Here is a 19,529-nt window from a genome sequence, read left to right as displayed (position 1 = left end):
GCATTAGTTTTGAGATAAGTTTTCGCTAGCACGATACTTATTTATCGGGAAAAGTTTAAAGCCCCAGTCGAAAGACTGGGGCTTTTTTTAGGTTCATCGCGGATTAGCGGGAACTAAAAGTAAATTACCACCTTCTAAAGAAGGTGGCTTTATGTGAGCCCCCTAAAAGGGGGCCTTTGTTTAGTCCAACGCCAATTGCTGCTGCTCCACGCGCTTTTTTTCTCTTGATGTCTTACATAGCGTCGAATGATTTCTTCATTAACCCCTACGCTATCGACAAAATAGCCCCTTTGCCAAAAGTGGTTACCCCAGAGTTTGTTTCTCCTTAAATATGGAAATTTACTAAAGAGTTTTAAAGCTATTTTGCCTTTCAATACGCCCATCAACTTGGATGTCGATAACTTAGGCGGAACTTTTACTACCAAGTGCACGTGGTCAACTTGAACGTTTAATTCAACGACTTCACATCCAAGTTGATTACAGTAAACGTTTATACATCGATAAACTTCTTTACCTACATTGTTTTTCAAAATCCTAAATCGATACTTTGGTGTCCACACTATGTGATATTGACATCTCCAAAATACGTGGGAAGCTTGATTATATCTGCTCATGTTATTTGTCCTCTTTGACTTCGCTAAAAATCAAGGGAGCATTTAACATGGGTAGAACTACAGGCAAAGCCAAACTGAATGATAACCACCTACTGAAGTAGGTGGTTTAGGGCTGAAAACAAAAAAACGGTAGTAAGTGATATGGTTTAGTCGCCAAACAAAATCATACACAAACTACCGTTTTCATGCCGAATCATACTTTCCTATCTTCATTCTGGGAAGGCTTTAAAATAGTAAAGTCTCACCAGACAGCATCACTTGTTACACTAACTCTTAAACCTAATTCTGAGGCTAAATGCCTTTGCGGTCTTGAAGCTGAGGCTATCCATGAGTATCAATGGCGTCATGTGAAAGAGGCCATGTTGTTCAATGTTCCTGTTGAGCTTTCCGTTCAAACTCGAAGGATCAAGTGTCGTGACTGCGGCATAAAAACAGAGTTTCTATCTTGGTTAGAGCCTTATGCTCGTATAACGACGCGTCTAAAAGCTATATAGAACAACTACTGCCTCTTCTTCCCATTAAGCATATCTCCCAGTTAACGAGCGTTCATTGGCACACCATTAAAGAGATAGATAAACGTCGACTTCGCCAAGTGGTACCGTCAGTGAAATGGGAAGGGCTAAGGCAACTCGTCATGGACGAGGTTCGCCATCTTTAAAGGGCACCGATATGCCACAGTCATCGCTGATGCTAAGACTCACCAAGTCATTTGGATAGGGTTAGGTCGTAGCCGCAAGGACATACGACCGTTTTTCGAGCAGTTAGGCAAGCATGGTAACAATATCGAAGCGGTCGCAATGGACATGAATACGGCTTTTGACCTTGAAGTTCAAGCGCACTGCCCGAATGCAAAAATCGTTTACGACTTATTCCATGTTGTTGCTAAGTTCGGTCGTGAGGTGATGGATAGAGTCAGAGTCGACCAAGCTAACAAACTCAAGCAGGATAAAAAGCGAGGCAATGGGTGAAGCGCTCACGCTGGGTACTGCTGAAAAACAGAGGTAATTTAAATGCACGACAAGATAGCTATCTTACTGAAATATTGAATATCAATAAGGACTTGATGGCCACTTATATACTCGGCTCACAACTCAAAGAGCTTTGGTACTGTAAATCAGAAGCACATGCTAAGGGGCTCTGGGAGGTATGGTGGGCACAAGTGCAAGAGAGTGGAATTAAGCCATTGAAAGAGTTTGCACGAAAACTGAGGCCTTATCTTCACGGTATTATTGCATCGGCAACTTATCCGCTCAACACCTGCACATTGGAAGGGATAAACAACAAAATAAAGTTAATCAAGCGAATGGGGTATGGATATCGAGATACAGACTACTTCTTCTTGAAGATAAAAGCGGCTTTCCCCGGAAAGCCGCGATGAACCTTTTTTTATGCTGTTGATTAGTTGATTAGTTGATTAGCTGATTAGTGATTTGCTCTCAGAGGAGGGAGATTGTCTGAGTAGGAATCGGGGATCCTAAACCTCTGCGGCAACAACGCGTCCGCTGAAGTAATCATTAGAGATAATGTACTCAGCGGTTCGGGTGAGTTCGTCTTGCAGTTGAGCCCAGTGACAACGGTTGAACTTGCCATCGGCGTTGTGAATTGCGGGAACGACACCGCCAACACGGATCTTAAACGGGGTGAGTTCTTTGGCCCAACTGTGTGTGAATCCGGTGATCATGGAGTTCGCGCTCTCTAAGCCAGATACATCATGAAAATCATCATGAGATATCACGTTTACAATCACGCCTTCTTTTTTTTCATCACGCAATCTCTCGGCACTGATTTGACCAAATGCGAAAAGGGTCGATGCCATAGAAGAAAGATCATTAATAAAGCTGCTGACAGGCTGATCACCAATTAGGCTTGGCATCGGTGAACTTATCCAGTTATTGACCAGTACATCGGGTGTGGTGTTGAAAGTGGTTTGGATAAAATCAAACACGCTGAGAATCGACTGGTTGTCATGACTTTCGAGCGGGTAGTGGTAAACAGAATCAGAGAATCGAGCACACTGTAAATAGGTAGCCTGAAGTGCTTCGGTATCGTTATCACAAAGGATGACTGTGGCTCCAAGGTTAACAAAGTGGTTCGCAATCGTCCCTCCCAGTCGCGAGCCGGCAGATGTCACCAATATGATTGAGCTTTTTATTTCCATCCCAGTACCTAAACAAATCATCCGTGTTGGATAAGAATGGGTTAAATTTCACACAATGGGTGTGAATTGGTTCAAACTAAGGTGCGCCAATTAATAAGTTTTTATGAACTTAGTGGCACGTCACATTTTGTAGTAACTTCAAGCGGTAATCGACAACGGGTGTTTCGAGTATACCCAAGGCTGGTGGTTCATATCACTCACATGAATCATTCAAGAAAGTGAATTGAACAAAGTCGATAGAGATGCAGAAATAAATCGAGAAAGCGGGGCTGAAGTTATACCTGAGCTTGAATTTGATACTGACGTTGGGCAGTCGATAGCTCGTTATAGAGTGTGGCATGAGGCAAATCAGGGACATGCTTGTTCGCCAGTTTACGTCGATCGTGACCTGAAAGGTTTTGGTAAACCTCTTCTGGGAAGTCAGCCGTATCTTCAGGCATAAAAGCCAAGGCTTCGGGTTTCAAGTAATGACTGAGTTTTGCGCTGGCAAGGCTCGCCTGATGAAAATGATTAGATTGTTGTGCTGAAATCTCATATGAAGATTGGTTTGAACGCAGTTGCTGCGGTTCTGCTACGCCGAATTGCTTTCGTAGGCGATCTTCGTTTGTTTCTGTAACTTCAACAGTATCGATGGGCGTGCAATCGCGAACATCATTAGAAAACATAGATAGCAGCAACGCGAAATCTGCACGGCGACCTTGCTCAACCGCTTGGCTGATTCCGATGCCGAACTTCAGTTCGTTGATGATTCCCGCTTTGTCTAAAGTATGTATTTGCATGACGCCTCTCGTTTGATACACCTTTAACGGCATGGAGTCGGCAAACTTTAGTCTTTAATTACAGGCGAATAGAGAATTTATGCAGGGCGATTAAGAAAGGTAAGAATAGGTTAAAAAGCAGGCTTGATTGGCTAATTTGTTTCGTAATGTTCGTATTGATAGGAATACGACAGATACAGAAAAGCTCACGCCGAGGCATGAGCTTTCAATAGGTAACTCGCTACAAATAGCGCAGCTTAAGTAATAGATTACTTAGCTAGGTTCTCTTCTACGAAAGACCAGTTTACTAGGTTCCAGAATGCAGCCATGTAGTCAGGGCGAACATTGCGGAAATCGATGTAGTAAGCGTGTTCCCATAGGTCAACAGTTAGAAGTGGAGTAACACCTTCTTCTGTTAGAGGAGTAGCAGCGTTAGAAGTGTTAACGATGTCTAGAGAACCGTCAGCTTTCTTAACTAACCAAGTCCAAGAAGAACCGAAGTTGTTGATTGCTGAATCAGTGAATTTCGCTTTGAATTCTTCGAAAGAACCGAATGCAGCGTTGATAGCTTCTGCAACAGCGCCAGTTGGTTCGCCGCCTGCTTTAGGAGCAAGACAGTGCCAGTAGAACGTGTGGTTCCAGATTTGAGCAGCGTTATTGAAAACACCACCAGTAGAAGTCTTAACGATCTCTTCTAGTGTTTTGCCTTCAAACTCAGTACCTGGGATAAGACCGTTTAGCTTAACAACGTAAGTGTTGTGGTGCTTACCGTGGTGGAAATCTAGCGTTTCTGCTGAGATGTGTGGTTCTAGTGCGTCTTTCGCGTAAGGAAGAGCCGGTAGTTCAAATGCCATTGCTCAATTCTCCATTGATATGAAAGAGTTAACTCTTTCGATTGCTTCCAGTGATATTATTATTCATGGCTCGCTATACTGCCAACCATGGTCAATTTGCTGACTTGCGATATAGTTTAGCAAGTTTTTACTTTATTAAAAGCTTATTTCATCACTTTTGTGTGAATTGTTAGCTTAGCTTGTTAACCGCTTTTTTTATATGGTTTTTATTCTTTTGGTTTGGGGTAGAATAAAGGCAATAAAAGCCGTAATCCATTAACGAGGAAGCAATGGAAACTATCGATAAAATCAAACAGCAACTTGAAGAAAACACTATTCTACTGTACATGAAAGGTTCTCCTAAGCTACCTAGCTGTGGTTTCTCTTCTCAAGCGTCTCAAGCTCTAATGGCATGTGGCGAGAAATTTGCTTACGTAGATATTCTACAAAACCCTGATATCCGTGCAGAGCTTCCAGCTTACGCACAATGGCCAACCTTCCCACAGCTTTGGGTTGAAGGTGAGCTAATCGGTGGTTGTGACATCATTCTTGAGATGTTCCAAAAAGGCGAACTTCAGCCAATCATCAAAGAAGCAGCAGCTAAAGTTGCTGGTGATGACGCTGAGTAAGCTCTAGCCTTTGCGCTGAATAGTTAAAATGAGGGGCCTTAATCAGGCTCCTTTTTTGTTGGAATTGATAGAAGAGTCGACTCGATAAGGAACGAACAATGAACGTAAAACTTCATTATGTGCATGATCCAATGTGCAGCTGGTGTTGGGGATACAAGCCAACGCTTGAGTTGTTGAAACAACAATTGCCTGCGAGCATTGAGTTTAACTACGTTGTGGGTGGCTTGGCGCCGGATTCTGATGAGCCAATGTCAGAAGAGATGAAAGGCAAGCTACAAGCTATCTGGAAGCAGATCGAAGCCAAGCTAGGTACTGAGTTTAACCACAAGTTTTGGACTGAGTGTCAACCTGTTCGCAGCACTCACCCAGCGTGCCGTGCTGTAATTGCAGCAGGTTTTCAAGATCACTACGAAGCGATGCTTGAAGCGATTCAACACGCGTACTACCTTCGCGCGATGTTGCCACACAGCCAAGAAACGCACCTGCAGTTGGCTGAAGAACTAGGCATGAATGTACAACAGTTTGAAAATGATCTTTCTAGTAAGTTATTGGAAAGTGAATTAGATGACCAGTTAGGCTTTAAAGAAGCGATGGGCGTGTTTTCTTACCCGACGTTAATGCTTGAAGTGAATGGCATTTTTAGTGAAGTTGAATTGGATTACCATTCAACTGAAGCTACGCTTAAGTCTATTCGCGAAATTCTAGTGAATAACGCTCCCGCTGCATAATCCAGCGAGAGCTGTCTGTATTGACGCAATGACTTCTAAGGCTTACTCATAAGAGTAAGCCTTTTCTTTTGCCTGACGTAGTTGGTTTATCTCCTCTGTAAACCGTTCGAATGTGCTAGTTACTTCCGCGATTGATGCTTCAATTTCTGATTCGACTAGATCTAAGTCCGTGGCTTCGGTTACAAGATCGTTTGCTTGTGTCTCAATGATTGCGAGCGGAGAAGCAATCGTGTCACATGCCACCATTTTTGCTGCGCCTTTAAGTCGGTGTGCCGTGCTTTTAAGTTCTCGGTATTCCTTGTTAACCCACAGCTCATTTATCTGTTTACTCTCTTCAATGAAGCTTACGGCAAACTCATCAAGCAAGGTCATTACGACATCGTGATCTTCGAAGAGATCATAGAGTGCGGCGTAGTCGATCACTTGATTGTTGATATCGCTTAAGGCGTCTTGGGTGATTGCAGGAATGAGGTCTTCGCTTGGTTCTAAGCTCTGATTATCCTCAAAGCTCTGTTCAATATCTTGAAACAGCATCGAAAATTCATTGGCTTCTTCGTCTTTATTGGTTTCCTCGTCTTTAGGTGAAGAGTTTGATGAAGCACTGACTTCCTGATTCTGTGTATTTAAATTCTCTGCATCGTAAACATCAGCTTCACGAACTGGGTTGGAGTCGTCGATTGTGGGTAGCCACTTCTCAATGGTTAATCTCATCTGTTTAATCGAAACAGGTTTAACCAAGAAGTCATCCATGCCGTGCGCATCGCAGTTAGCATCTTCACCTTGCACAGCATTTGCCGTCAGCGCGACGATTGGCAGTCTTTGAGTTTCTTGGTTAAGCTCCTCTTTGCGTTGTTCTATTTGACGAATACTTGATGTAAGTGTGTATCCGTCCATTTCCGGCATGTGGCAATCGGTTAGTAACAAGCCATAGCGTTTGTCTTTCAATGCGTTCAGAGCCAACACTCCGTTATCCACGATGTCGGCGTGGACACCAATATTTTCAAGCTGTTTGGCGATGACTTGCTGGTTGATGGGATGATCTTCCGCGACCAGAATCAGTCTACCGTTGAGTTCAGCTTGTTCACGAGTCTCTGTGGCGATCGGCGCTTTAGTCTCGTTGTCTAATGGCGATATTAGATTGTCGTGACTGACGGGTTTCGTTAGAACGTGAACTAAGTTATCGGGCAGTAATGGGTTAACCGATAAACACCAAGAGTTGCCTAAAGGCTCAGGCGAGAGCATTGGATTTTGGTTGATTACTGTGAATCGTGTTGAGCTTGTATGTTGTTGAATCCAGGCATCGGTAATCGCCAGTTGCTGCCACACAGACATCGCCACAAAGATGTGTTTTGGCTGATGTTTGACGACCATTTCTTTGAGCAGGTGCTTTTGATTAATATGCAGAACCTTTGGTTCAAGGCCGAAGTGTTTCAGATATCGACACAGATCTTCTTGTTGAAGAACGTAACCAACCACATACACCTCGTGTGAGTGATTACCAACATCTAGTCCAAGAGAGTTCTCATCATCCGAAATACAGAGCAAAGTTTGTGGCAGAGCCAAAGCGTTGCTGACGGCCTGTTCAGGCGTACAAGTTGGGAGAGTAACGGTAACCGTAAAGTGGCTGCCTTTTCCTTCTTCACTCGACAACTCTATGGTGCCATTCATCTGTTCAATCAACTTCAAAGCGATAGACAGCCCAAGCCCTGTTCCCCCAAAACGGCGGCTGGTGGTTTTGTCGGCTTGTTCAAAAGGTTGGAATAAACTTTGTTGTCTGTCTTTCGGGATACCGATGCCTGTGTCTGAGACTGTGAGGCTAATTTTCTGTTGATGCTCGTTTTTCTCAATGACGTCGACATGTAACGAAATAGTGCCATGTTCGGTGAACTTAATCGCATTATTGAGGAAGTTGTTCAGAATTTGGTGGAGTCGTATGTCATCTGCGAACAGCCATTGAGAGAGATTTGGATCTTGCCAATAGTGGAAGGCCAAGCCTTTTTGCTGTGCGTGAATGGATTGCGGCTGTACGATGCGCGCTAATACTTTTCCAAGCTCGATTTCGGTCGGGTTAAGCTCTAGTTTGCCGGCTTCAATTTTGGAGTAATCGAGTACGTCATTAACGATGTGCAGTAAGTTACGAGCCGACTGATTCAATCCTCCGTGTAGGTTGAGCAATTCTTCACTCAGCTGATGTTCCTGCATTAATTCCAGTAACCCTAAGATCCCGCTAATTGGGGTGCGAACCTCATGGCTGATAGTCGCTAGGAACTGCGACTTAGCGGCGGTGGCGCTTTCTGCTTTCTGGCGAGCGTTGTCTAAAGCCTGTTGCTGTTTTTTCAGTAGCGTGATGTCTGTAATCACTGTGTTCCATTCGATAGCGTGGCCGTTTGAAACTTGGCTATTAAATTTCACCCATTTCAGTTCACCAGACTCTAACTGCACTTGCTGTTCGCTTTCCCAATGCCCGGTTTCAATGGCAGCGAGCATGCTGGTTTCAAACTGGGCTAAGTTATCCTTCGAGACGAGCTCGAAAAGATGTTGAGGGTGATCTTTTACGCTATCCACGGATAAGCCGAACATATCGGTCACACCTGCGCTGACGAAGCTAAACTGGATATTCAAAGGCTGCTTGGGGTTTGTTTGAATGTGTTTTAGCACCACTCCATCTATGTTGTCGGCCAGTGTTTGTAAATGGGCTTCTGCGGCTTTGGCGCGTTGTTCTGCGACTTTTCGCTGCTCGATTTCTGCCGCCATTTTACGGTTCCAGAATACGATTACGGAAATGACCACAAAGATCCCAAGCCCGATGATCACCGACCATTTAGCTACTTCGCGTGGCGACAAACCTTCTTGGTATTCGTAGGTTAACCATTTGTTTTCCAAACGCTCTAGTTCGTTGGCAGGCAATGCGCCAATGGCTTTGTTGAGAATACTCAACAGCATGGGATGGCGGAAGTTGACCGCGAGGGCCAAAGGAGCACTGTTTTGCTCATTAATGGTACCCGTGATTTTGAATTGCCCTACATAGTCTTGATGCAATAAAGGCGCGGCATGATGAAGTGAAGCAAGCGCGAAACTGATTTCGTCTTTCTGTAATGCTTGGAAAGCGCTGACGTGATTGACGTAAGGGACGGGTTGGCAAGTCAGGCAGAGAGAAGGTAGAACCGTTGTGCCTCCAGAATCTTCAATCACACCAATCGCCTCGGTGCCACTTGGCGCAAAGTTGCCTAATCGGTCAGAGCGACTCAATAACACCCAAGGTTCAAAACTGTAGGCTTGAGTGAAGTCCATGTATCGGGCTTTATCTGTGGTTGGCGTGATGTTGGTTAGCACCATAGTCTCACCATTATTGAACGCGACCTCTGCCGCTTCTGGGGTTAGGTAAGTGGTACTTTCAAATGACACACCGAGCACATTACTGATTAGATTTAAGACGTCAGCAGATAAGCCTGAGTGTTGTTTTTGCTCATTGGTAAAGTCATAAGGATACCAATTGGAGTGTGTGCCTACAGGGATGGACGGGTTGTTATCAAGCCAGTTCTTTTCGTCTTGGGTTAAGTTCAATGTTCCATAATCCAGCAACATCGAGTGTTGAGAGGGAGCAAGCCATTGATTGTAAATCGACTGCAGCGAACCTTGCTTGATGTCCTCTAAAGCGAAATTGATTCGGCTGAGTAGTTTGTGTTTTCCTTTTTTGACCGCGAAGTGCAAGTGGTCAGCTGGCAGATCAGGAAGAACCGATAGCGTAAGTGAGTCTTTAGGTTGTTCTCGCAATAGCGCAGAAAGCGCAAGGGCATCACCAATGTAAGCATCAACACGATTCTCTTCAATCGCTGTGAAGGCCGCTTGTGTGCTGTCTAGCGTGGTAATTCGACTGTCTGGAAGCAAACTAGGAAGAAGGTCATTGAGCGCAAACCCTTTCTCTAGCGCTAAGTTTGCGGTTGCCAGTTCACTCAAGTCGTTTATTTTCAGATTTTGGGTAATGACCGCTCGTCGAATCGAGAACATCGGTTCACTGAACGTCATATATTCTTGGCGCTCTTTGGTCGAAGAGACGCCTACCAATAAATCTAATTCACCCTTTTCAAATGCACTGAGTACGCCGCTAAATGTTGGGAATAGCTCAATCTGATATTTGAAGCCTGCGTTTACCGATACCTCGTCCAACATGCTGATGAGTAGCCCTTCAGAAACAATGTTCCCAGAGGGCGTTTGATGTTGGTAGCTATAAGGGACCATGTTGTAAGAAGGCAGGCCTACGCGCAATACAACTTGGTTATTCGACGAGTTTTCTTGAGGTGCGCTTTCAGCAAGGCTGTGCAGTGGCCACATGAATACCGTAAGGCAACTCAATAGAAAGGCGACACACCACGTTTTCGTTTTTGTAGCATTGTTCTGCATAAAGACATCCTGTCGTTTACGTACTCATTTGGGTTTGACGGCATGCTCAACTAACGGCGGCCAAAGGGCGAGGCTGGTGTGGTCTGCTTTTAGGTGGTTCTCAATTTGGCGCTTTATTTGATCAACTTTGTCTTGTAGGCCCAAGGCTTGATAACACAGTGCTAATAAGAAGAAGGCTTCGACATCATTGTCTGAGAATTCGTTCATCGAAATGCTCTCAATACGCTCTTTTGCCACCTCATGTTGTTCGAGTTGAATGAGCTGTAAGGTTCGACAAAGCTTCAACAACGGCTTACTGAGAGCGTACGACTTTTCAGAATGAGAGAGTCTTTGCCAAGCACCTTCAGGTTTCCAAAGTGCTAGTTCTTTTTGAGTGAGGGTTAAACTGTCTGCCCATAAGATTAGTGCTCGCTTACCCGCAGAGTCCCAAATCGAGTGGGGAATGAGTTGAGCAAGCGATTTGAGGTGTAGGGTCGCTTGTTCAACGTTTTTATCTAATAGTTGTAGCCAAACCATGGTGTTGGTCAGCTCAATATTACTGCCGTTTACGGTGAGCACTTGGTCGATTAGCTCGTTAGCCGATTCGAAGTCACTGGTATTGAGACAGATCTTGACCTTAAGTTGCTGCAATTTGATGTTACGTGGGGTGTTTTCTATCAAGCCATCTATCTGACTGAGCGCGTCGTGATAATTCTGTTTAGCGATATGGATTTCAACCAGTTTAACCTTGGCAGGAAAGTAATCATGAAGCTGCAACAACCCATTCAACATGGCTTGTGCCTCATCTAGGTGGTGATTCTTAATCAGAATGTTCGCCATGTAGATAATGGCGTCTTTCAATGTCGATGGGTCAGGGGCTTTTCCAAAGAGCGGCTTTACCGCGTTAAGCCCGTTCTTAAGATAGGCTTGCTCTAATGTCGAAAAGTATTGCTGTCGACACAGGGCTGATGTCACTCGTTTTATGATGTCATCGGCTCTGATTGGCTTGATCAGGTAGCCATCAGGTTCGAAGTGAGCATAGCCAAAGAAGATGTCTTGGCTATCATTGCCCGTCACTATAAACACAAGGGTTTGTGGTTTGATTAACTCTTTCTGTTGCAGAAATTCCAGCAACTGTAAGCCATTACTTCCTGACCCTAAATCGTGATCAATCAATAAGATATCGAATCGATGTGCACGGCAAGCTTCAATCGCATTTTGGGCATTGGAGGCGCTGATTACATTGTTGTTCGGAACACCGAGTTTGATAAGCAGTGCGCGTGTCGCACTTTGAATGACGCTGCTGTCATCAATGATGAGGTAGCGCGATCGGGCGAGTATATCCATATAGTAGCCTTCTGACGTATTGAGCCTTGCCGCTTGGTCTTCTATGAATTGGCGGCTTATTTATTAAACACTTAAGTGTAGAAGTGAATTTAATGAATAGCCATAAGTTGCATATCAATGCGCACGGAATAATGTATAGAAAGTGATGTTGGTTCAGAGGGTTAGCGTGTTTCTAAAGTTAGAGATAAAGGATGGAAAGAGGCTATATACAAAAAAGACCGCACGAGGCGGTCTTTATAAAAGTAAGCGTAGAGCTCTTTAACTACAGAACCGAATTACAGAACCATTGCAGCAATCCAACCGAATACGATCAGTGGGATGTTGTAGTGTAAGAATGTCGGTACTACGGTTTCCCATACGTGCTCGTGTTGACCATCAGCATTAAGACCCGATGTTGGACCTAAGGTTGAGTCAGAAGCAGGAGAACCCGCATCACCAAGCGCTGCAGCTGTACCTACTAGCGCGATCGTTGCCATTGGTGAGAAACCAAATGCTGCTGCTAGTGGAACGTAGATAGTTGCAAGGATTGGAATCGTAGAGAACGAAGAACCAATACCCATAGTTACCAGAAGACCAACAATTAGCATAAGCAGTGCTGCTAGAGGCTTGTTATCACCGATGCTGGTTGAAAGCGCTTCAACCAAAGATTCAACGCCGCCAGTTTGCTTCATTACCGCTGCGAAACCTGCCGCTGCAATCATGATGAAACCGATCATTGCCATCATGTGAACGCCCTTGGTGAAGACATCTTGTGTCTCTTTCCAAGCGATTACGCCACCGAAGGTGAATACCATGAAACCAGCAAGAGCACCGATGATCATAGAACCCGTCGACAGTTGAACCGTTAGTGCTGCAACGATACCCGCCGCCGCTACTAGGATGTGCTTTTTGTTGATCTCTTTTGTCTCAGTTGAAACAATCGTGTGAGACGTTTCTTTGTACTGACGAGGCTTACGGTAAGTAAAGAATACTGCCGTTAGAAGACCGAAGATCATGCCCGCAGCGGGTAACAACATCGCCATTGGCACTTGGCTTGCTACTACGTTTTCAAGACCGTTGTCGTGAAGGTTTTTAAGCAGGATGTTGTTTAGGAAGATGCCACCAAAACCAATCGGCAAAACCATGTAAGGCGTAATCAGACCAAAAGTCAGCACACACGCAACCAGACGACGGTCTAGGTTCATTTTTGCGAATACGCCTAATAGAGGTGGGATTAAGATTGGGATGAAGGCGATATGTACAGGAATCACGTTTTGCGAAGACATGGTCACTAAGATCAACGACGCAAGGATGCCGTATTTAAGACCAGTCGATGCTGCACTGTTCTCTTTGCCGTGAATGCGTTTAATAACGCTTTGAGCAAGTAGGTCTGTGATACCAGAACGTGAGATAGCAACAGCGAATGTACCAAGCATAGCGTAGCTAAGTGCAATTGTTGCACCGCCGCCTAATCCACTTTCGAAAGCCGCGACTGCGTCGTTCAAGCTCATACCAGAGGCTACGCCACCGATAATTGCACTGAACGTCAGAGCAACGACTACGTTTACACGCATCAAAGCTAAAACAAGCATGATGCAAACTGAAATTACAACAGGATTCATATTATTCTCGGGATGTTGTGTTTTTTATGAAGGCAATACGAAAAAACGTTTACCGACTCTATTTTTTATTCTTCGTCAACAAGAGGCCAACCACCAAGGGCTTTCCATTTGTTTACTATGCCGCAAAATAACTCTGTGGTTTTTTGCGTATCATACAAAGCAGAGTGTGCTTCTTTGTTGTCAAATTCCATCCCTGCAGTGCGGCAAGCTTTAGCCAAAACGGTTTGACCGTAGGCAAGACCACTAAGAGCTGCAGTGTCAAAAGTTGCAAATGGATGGAACGGGACGCGTTTAAGCTTACAACGCTCACTTGCCGCATTAACGAAGTTCAAATCGAATGTAGCATTGTGAGCGACCATGATTGCACGACTGCAATCTGAAGCTTTTTGTTCTTTTCTCACTAGCTTGTAGATTTCTTTAAGGGCTTCTTGTTCCGACACAGCACCACGTAATGGGCTAAATGGGTCTTTAATTCCGTTAAAGTCTAATGCTGCCTGCTCTATATTTGCGCCTTCAAAAGGCTCAATGTGAAAATGAAGCGTTGATGCAGGTTGCAGATCTCCGTTCTCATCCATTTTTAATGTAATGGCACAGATTTCTAATAATGCATCGGTTTCTGCGTTAAACCCTGCGGTTTCCACGTCGATGACCACTGGAAAATAGCCGCGAAAGCGTTTTTTTAGGGTCAGAGCTTCGTTTTCTACAGTCATGTTAGCCCAAATAAGTGTGATTAAGGCTGCATTATTGCAGATAATAGCAGTGATAAAAACTAGGGAAGGGCAATAAATCATAAATTAGCCGACCCATTGCGGCTTGATAATTGCATATTTAAACGTGAGAGAAAAATGCGGCAATTGGCTGCATTGTTAAACGAATTGCTTAAGAGATACTCCACTTTATGAAGAAACAACTCATAACAGGTTCAATGCTATTTTCGCTTCTTATGTCGTCATCGGTAATGGCACAAGAAAAGCGTTACGGAGCATCTCCTCAACAGTCGACGTGGGAGATGGTGGCTAACACGCCACTAGAATGTCGCTTAGTTCATCCAATCCCAAATTTTGGTGACGCTGAGTTTTCATCTCGTGCGAGTAAAAAAATAATTTTGGACTTTGAGCTTAAAATGCGTCGCCCAATGGGTGCGACTCGCAATGTTAGCTTGATTTCAATGCCACCACCTTGGCGCCCCGGCGAAAGTGCTGATCGCATGACAACCATTAAGTTCTTCCAACAATTTGATGGCTACGTAGGCGGACAAACGGCTTGGGGTATTTTGAGTGAGCTGGAGAAAGGGCGTTACCCGACATTCAGTTACCAAGAGTGGCAAAGCCGAGATCAACGTATCGAAGTGTCGTTGTCGTCGGTGTTGTTCCAAGAAAAGTACAATGTGTTCAGCGATTGTGTTGCCAACTTACTGCCTTACAGCTTTGAAGATATCTCTTTCACTATCTTGCATTACGATCGTAACAGCGATCAGCTGAATAAGTCGTCACGTAAAAGGCTGAGCCAGATTGCTGATTATGTTCGCTACAACCAAGACATTGATCTTGTGCTGGTGGCAACGTACACCGACTCTGTCGACAGCAAAGGCATTAGCCAAAATCTTTCAGAGCGCAGAGCTGAGTCGTTAAGAGAGTACTTCAAGTCTCTCGGCTTACCAGAAGACCGTATTCAAGTACAAGGCTATGGTAAACGTCGTCCAATTGCCGACAATAACTCGCCAATTGGTAAAGACAAAAACCGACGCGTTGTTATCTCATTGGGTAGAACGCAGGTTTAGCGCCAATAAAATCTAAAGCTCAAACTAAAAAGCCCGTCGTTATGACGGGCTTTTTAGTTTGAATCAACAGGCTAAATGTTTCGTCTGCGAAAGGAGCTTGCTTAGTTTAAGCGGAAGCGAGCGATCATTTCACAATTGGTCGCGGTATCGATCTTTTCCACCATAGAAGCAATTTTAGGGTTGGGATGGCGTTTCATGAAATCGATAAGTGCTTTCTTACAACAACCAATAGAATCGATAAAGCTGGAACATTGCGTGTTAGGGCATTGAGGGATCAGAGTCAGCACTTTTTCTGAAGCTAATTGAAGATACTTAAGTTCGTACTCAGTATCACCGGCCCAGCGCCAGAATTGCGCAAGATTGTGACAAGAAATCACTGAAATCAGTAAGCGTTCATCGGCCTGAATATCGGTACGTTCTGTGATCTCTTCGCTTAAGTTCAATGCTTGCTGATAGTGAAGAATACTTCGTACAGGATCATCGAGCTGCAATGCCGTATCTGCGAGTAACGTGTGTTTTTCCCATTCGCTAATCATTGTATTACCTCACTAATCAATAGGTGGTTAATTTAAATGATAATCATTATCATGTAAAGTTTCATCAGTGAGATTGCTAATAATAATTGGTAAAGAATATCGATTGTGGGGAGAGTGATAAAAAAGAAGCGAGCATAGTGCTCGCTTCTTTGTTCATTTCATCAGGCGTTCTAGCCTAATCTTGCAAAGGTATTTAGGAATTAACCTTCTAGACCTGCGCTTGCTTGTTTGTTCTGAATCAGCTCAATCATGTAGCCGTCAGGATCTTTAACGAATGCGATGTGCGTAGAGCCACCTTTTACTGGGCCGGCTTCACGAGTCACGTTACCGCCTGCTGCTTTAATCGCGTCACAAGTTGTGTAGATGTCATCAACACCGATAGCAACGTGACCAAAAGCAGAGCCAAGATCGTATTCCGTGGTGCCCCAGTTGTAAGTCAGCTCAATTACTGCGCCTTGAGATTCGTCGCCAAAGCCAACGAAAGCCAGTGTGTATTCGTACTCTTTGTTTTCGTTCTTACGTAATAGCTGCATGCCCATTACATTGGTATAGAACTCAATAGACTTGTCTAGATCACCCACGCGTAGCATGGTGTGTAAAATACGACCGTTTGACATGATTTGCTCCTAGCTTGTTATTGGTTGTTTCTTTTATAGCACTATATATGAGCAAGCTTATAAGCAACACCAAAGAGATGATAAGTTTGGTCATATTTTCTTATTCTCATCATCTGTCTTACTCTCCCTCTCTCCCTTCTTTATTATTTGTATTACAAGAAAAGATAAGAGCGTCGGCCTTCTTAATTTGTCCATCACTAGAGCCTAATTCGAAATTTTGCATAAATAGTACGTTTGAGTGTTGCTCTTTTTCGTGAGGTCCAAGAGTAGCCTTAGTTATTGAATTGTGATTTGTATCTCCATCTTGTTACTGAACCGCCTTCATTTTTACAATTAGCATCTAACTTTCCATTTTATCAATTTATGATTACGCCAATATCTCCCTGTTTATAGAAAGGTTATTCCGATGTTTTACTTCGTTATTAAGGAATTTTCGATAAATTACGCCAATAACCAGTGGTTTTTACGAAGTAATAAGGAGTGTTTATTTTTTGTACTTACTCTTATTAAACAATGGGTTGAGTTTTCATTGTTGGTTTTATGTTTGATATTTTGGATTGTTATGTTTTTAAAGTGGTTGTCAAGTGTGTATCAAGTGTTTTTTTGTGATCTTTGCTAAATAGAGAATCCTTAATATATAGTTTTTCAAGCGCACTAAATCGACTAAATATTCATTTTTGATTTGTGCGATTTTTTTATCATATAAAAATAAGTATTATTTTATTACATTGGCCTCGATGTGAGGCATTGATGTGGAGTACTCAAATGACGAGTAAATGGTTTACACAACAAAGTTCAGATGTTCTAAACGAACTGAACGCGGATCAAACTACAGGTTTATCAAATTCTGAAGCGGATGCACGCTTAGAGAAGCACGGTACCAACGAGCTGACAGCACAAGAGTCTACGTCTGCATGGGAACTGTATATTCATCAATATAAAAACCCACTGATTTTTATTCTAGCTGTTGGTGCAATCGTTTCTTGGTCTACTGGCCACGCCATTGATGCTATCGCTATTGCAGTGATTATTCTTATTAATACTGGTATTGCATTCTGGCAGGAGTTTAAAGCTCAGAAAGGGATGGAAGCGCTAAAAGAAATGGCAGCTCCAGAAGCCGAAGTGATGCGAGATGGTAAATGGATCAGTGTTCCAGCGAAAACCCTCGTTCCTGGTGACATCATTAAAATTAATACTGGCGATATTCTGCCAGCTGATGTTCGTATTCTTGAGTCAAACCGTCTGACGGTCGATGAGGCAGCGCTGACCGGTGAATCTGAGCCAGTGAATAAGCAGTTTGAACGCCTTGAAGATGAGACTCTTGGTCTTGGCGATCAGAAGAACATGGGCTTCATGACAACAATCGTGACTACGGGTACAGGCCTTGCTGTTGTAACAAGCACAGGTATGCAAACTGAAGTTGGTCACATCGCTGATATGATGAACCAAACGGAAGAGACGAAAACACCAATGCAAGAGCGTATGGACACTATCGCACTCGCATTATTGGTTGTTGCTCTTGTGGTTGTTGCTATTGTTTGTGCTATCGGTGTTTACCACGGTATGCCATGGTTAGAAATTCTAACAACAGGTATCTCTTTGTCGGTTGCCGCTATTCCTGAAGGTTTGCCAACGGTGGTTACTATCGTATTAACGATGGGCTCGACTAAGATGGTTAAGAATAATGCTTTGGCTAAACAGCTAGCGGCAATCGAAACGCTAGGTTCTACAACTGTTATCTGTTCAGATAAAACAGGTACGCTGACACAAAACCAAATGCAGGTAATGAAAGCGTACGATGTGTCTGGTCGTTACTGGGATGTGTCAGGTAAAGGTTTTGATCCAAAGGGTGAATTCATTACCAAAGGTCACAATGTCGAAGCGACAAACAGCCCTGCAATGATGAAAGGTCTTGTAGTTGCAACACTTTGTAATGATGCTGAATATGTAAATGCTGATGGTAAATGGACGGTTCGTGGCAACCCGACAGAAGGTGCACTAATTGTTGCAGCGGCAAAAGCAGGTCTTAAACAAGATGAAATGCTATCAACGGGAGGCTACTCAATCGTTAAGAAGTTCCCGTTCGATTCTGGTCGTAAGATGGCTTCTGTTATCGTTCGTGACCCACAAGGTAAGCACTTCCTAGCATTGAAAGGCGCGCCAGATGTTGTTCTTGGTAAATCAACTAGCTTCATGGTTGACGGTGGTTTCGTACCAACGCTTGGCTGTGGAGTATCGGGCAACTTGGCTCTCGATACTGCACCGTCTCAAGATCTTCATTTAAACTTTGAAGAGGCAATTCAAACCTTTGGTGGTGATGCTCTGCGTACACTTGCCGTTGGTTTCCGTGAATTAAAAGAGGAAGAGCTAGAGTTAGATTTCCCTGAGCTTGAACAAGACGTCAGTATCCTGGGTATCTATGGCATCATGGATCCACCACGCCCAGAAGTGCGTGATGCAGTAAATAGCTGTTATAGCGCTGGTGTTCGTACGGTAATGATTACCGGTGACCACGCAGTTACGGCAGCAGCGATTGCTCGTGAAATCGGAATCATCCGTAGCGAAGATGATCTAGTGGTAACGGGTACTGAGCTTGATCAAATGGATGACGAGAAGCTGTTGTCTATCTGTTCTCAGGTTGCAGTATTTGCACGTGTTACTCCAGAGCACAAGCTGCGTATCGTAAAAGCGCAGCAAGAGAACAACGAAGTTGCCTCTATGACCGGTGACGGTGTGAACGATGCGCCAGCACTGCGTCGTGCAGACATTGGTGTTGCGATGGGTATTACAGGTACGTCTGTTGCGAAAGACTCAGGTGACCTTATCCTGTTGGATGATAACTTCAGTACTATCGTGAAGGCGGTACGTCAGGGTCGTCAAATTTTCGATAACTTACGTAAGTTTATCCGCCAAGCACTTACAGCGAACGTGGGTGAGGTTTCGGTAATCCTATTTGCATTCCTACTTATGGGACCAGATGTAGTACTTCCGCTAACTCCACTAATGATTTTATGGGTTAACCTCGTTTCTGATGGTCTACCAGCACTCGCACTCGGTGTTGAGCCAGAAGAGAAAGATCTCATGGAGCGTAAGCCAGGCAAACGTGACCAAGGCTTCTTCTCTAATGGTCTAGGCGCTCGTATCCTAACTCGTGGTCTCGCATTAGGTGGTCTAAGCTTTGTGACATTCTCTTACGCACTCGACGGTGGTTACAGTGCTCAATACGCACAAACCGTTGCGTTTTTAACACTGATCTTTGCTCAACTTTGGAGCTTGTTCGATGCACGTACGTTTACAACGATTTATCGTAAGAATCCGTTCACTAACCACTACTTACTTGGTGCGATGGCAGTATCGGCTATCTTGTCTTTAAGCGTTGTTTACACAAGCTTCGGCCAGCTGGTATTCAGCACAGAAGCACTAGAGTTTGATCACTTAATATCGTTAATCTTCATTGCAGCAGTACCAACATTTGTTCTATCTGCTATCAAGGAAGTGACTAAAGTGAAGTTTATCTAAGACAGACTTCTTAGCTAAATAATTGAATC

Annotated in this window: 13 protein-coding genes and 2 pseudogenes; 5 read left to right on the top strand and 10 right to left on the bottom strand. The window is 44.0% G+C overall.

Annotated elements, in window-relative coordinates; genetic code table 11:
• Window positions 1–180 precede the first annotated feature (180 nt).
• A pseudogene (gene tnpA, locus ITG10_RS02435) lies at window positions 181–614 on the bottom strand (IS200/IS605 family transposase).
• 185 nt (window positions 615–799) lie between these two features.
• On the opposite strand from tnpA, the pseudogene ITG10_RS02430 reads away from it, so the two are divergent.
• Window positions 800–1,992: pseudogene (locus ITG10_RS02430) on the top strand (ISL3 family transposase).
• Between the two features lie 96 nt (window positions 1,993–2,088).
• On the opposite strand, the gene ITG10_RS02425 reads toward ITG10_RS02430, so the two are convergent.
• The 3 genes from ITG10_RS02425 to sodB all read right to left on the bottom strand — a co-directional run bounded on the left by ITG10_RS02425 (window position 2,089) and on the right by sodB (window position 4,384).
• The gene (locus ITG10_RS02425) at window positions 2,089–2,772 is read right to left on the bottom strand and encodes an SDR family oxidoreductase (protein ID WP_017632527.1); all 684 of its coding nucleotides are present in this window, start codon (window positions 2,770–2,772) and stop codon (window positions 2,089–2,091) included.
• A gap of 275 nt (window positions 2,773–3,047) precedes the next feature.
• Window positions 3,048–3,551 (bottom strand): VC2046/SO_2500 family protein, encoded by a 504-nt coding sequence (locus ITG10_RS02420; RefSeq protein WP_017632528.1) that lies wholly within the window; start codon window positions 3,549–3,551, stop codon window positions 3,048–3,050.
• A gap of 248 nt (window positions 3,552–3,799) precedes the next feature.
• Window positions 3,800–4,384 carry a superoxide dismutase [Fe] gene (gene sodB / locus ITG10_RS02415; RefSeq protein WP_004734050.1) on the bottom strand — a complete coding sequence of 195 codons (585 nt, stop codon included), beginning with the start codon at window positions 4,382–4,384 and terminating at the stop codon, window positions 3,800–3,802.
• 269 nt (window positions 4,385–4,653) lie between these two features.
• On the opposite strand from sodB, the gene ITG10_RS02410 reads away from it, so the two are divergent.
• Both ITG10_RS02410 and ITG10_RS02405 read left to right on the top strand, forming a co-directional pair.
• Window positions 4,654–4,992: a Grx4 family monothiol glutaredoxin gene (locus ITG10_RS02410; RefSeq protein WP_017632529.1), complete on the top strand. Its 339-nt coding sequence runs from the start codon at window positions 4,654–4,656 to the stop codon at window positions 4,990–4,992.
• Window positions 4,993–5,090: 98 nt separating this feature from the next.
• Complete coding sequence (locus tag ITG10_RS02405; protein ID WP_017632530.1) at window positions 5,091–5,720, top strand: DsbA family protein; 630 nt, start codon at window positions 5,091–5,093, stop codon at window positions 5,718–5,720.
• A 42-nt stretch (window positions 5,721–5,762) separates the two neighbouring features.
• Here the strand turns inward: ITG10_RS02405 and ITG10_RS02400 are convergent, their stop codons facing one another.
• The 4 genes from ITG10_RS02400 to rnt all read right to left on the bottom strand — a co-directional run bounded on the left by ITG10_RS02400 (window position 5,763) and on the right by rnt (window position 13,758).
• Window positions 5,763–10,121 carry a transporter substrate-binding domain-containing protein gene (locus ITG10_RS02400; protein WP_017632531.1) on the bottom strand — a complete coding sequence of 1,453 codons (4,359 nt, stop codon included), beginning with the start codon at window positions 10,119–10,121 and terminating at the stop codon, window positions 5,763–5,765.
• Between the two features lie 24 nt (window positions 10,122–10,145).
• Window positions 10,146–11,447: a response regulator gene (locus ITG10_RS02395; protein WP_017632532.1), complete on the bottom strand. Its 1,302-nt coding sequence runs from the start codon at window positions 11,445–11,447 to the stop codon at window positions 10,146–10,148.
• 275 nt (window positions 11,448–11,722) lie between these two features.
• Window positions 11,723–13,048 (bottom strand): Na+/H+ antiporter family protein, encoded by a 1,326-nt coding sequence (locus tag ITG10_RS02390; RefSeq protein WP_026084414.1) that lies wholly within the window; start codon window positions 13,046–13,048, stop codon window positions 11,723–11,725.
• Window positions 13,049–13,113: 65 nt separating this feature from the next.
• On the bottom strand, window positions 13,114–13,758 hold the full coding sequence (gene rnt, locus ITG10_RS02385; RefSeq protein WP_017632534.1) for a ribonuclease T: 645 nt from the start codon (window positions 13,756–13,758) through the stop codon (window positions 13,114–13,116).
• Window positions 13,759–13,946: 188 nt separating this feature from the next.
• Here rnt and ITG10_RS02380 point away from each other — a divergent pair, with 188 nt between their 5' ends.
• Window positions 13,947–14,828: an OmpA family protein gene (locus ITG10_RS02380; RefSeq protein WP_017632535.1), complete on the top strand. Its 882-nt coding sequence runs from the start codon at window positions 13,947–13,949 to the stop codon at window positions 14,826–14,828.
• A 101-nt stretch (window positions 14,829–14,929) separates the two neighbouring features.
• On the opposite strand, the gene ITG10_RS02375 is transcribed toward ITG10_RS02380, so the two are convergent.
• Both ITG10_RS02375 and gloA read right to left on the bottom strand, forming a co-directional pair.
• On the bottom strand, window positions 14,930–15,364 hold the full coding sequence (locus ITG10_RS02375; protein ID WP_004734047.1) for a DUF2753 domain-containing protein: 435 nt from the start codon (window positions 15,362–15,364) through the stop codon (window positions 14,930–14,932).
• 200 nt (window positions 15,365–15,564) lie between these two features.
• Window positions 15,565–15,981, bottom strand: coding sequence for a lactoylglutathione lyase (gloA, locus tag ITG10_RS02370; RefSeq protein WP_004734046.1), 417 nt, complete (start codon window positions 15,979–15,981; stop codon window positions 15,565–15,567).
• Between the two features lie 765 nt (window positions 15,982–16,746).
• Here gloA and ITG10_RS02365 point away from each other — a divergent pair.
• Window positions 16,747–19,500 (top strand): cation-transporting P-type ATPase, encoded by a 2,754-nt coding sequence (locus ITG10_RS02365; RefSeq protein ID WP_017631116.1) that lies wholly within the window; start codon window positions 16,747–16,749, stop codon window positions 19,498–19,500.
• Window positions 19,501–19,529 lie beyond the last annotated feature (29 nt).

The sequence above is a fragment of the Vibrio sp. ED004 genome, assembly GCF_023206395.1.
In the GTDB taxonomy this organism is placed as follows: domain Bacteria; phylum Pseudomonadota; class Gammaproteobacteria; order Enterobacterales; family Vibrionaceae; genus Vibrio.
The sequence above is the reverse complement of the archived record's forward strand: the minus strand, read 5'-3'. Positions and strand labels throughout refer to the sequence as shown.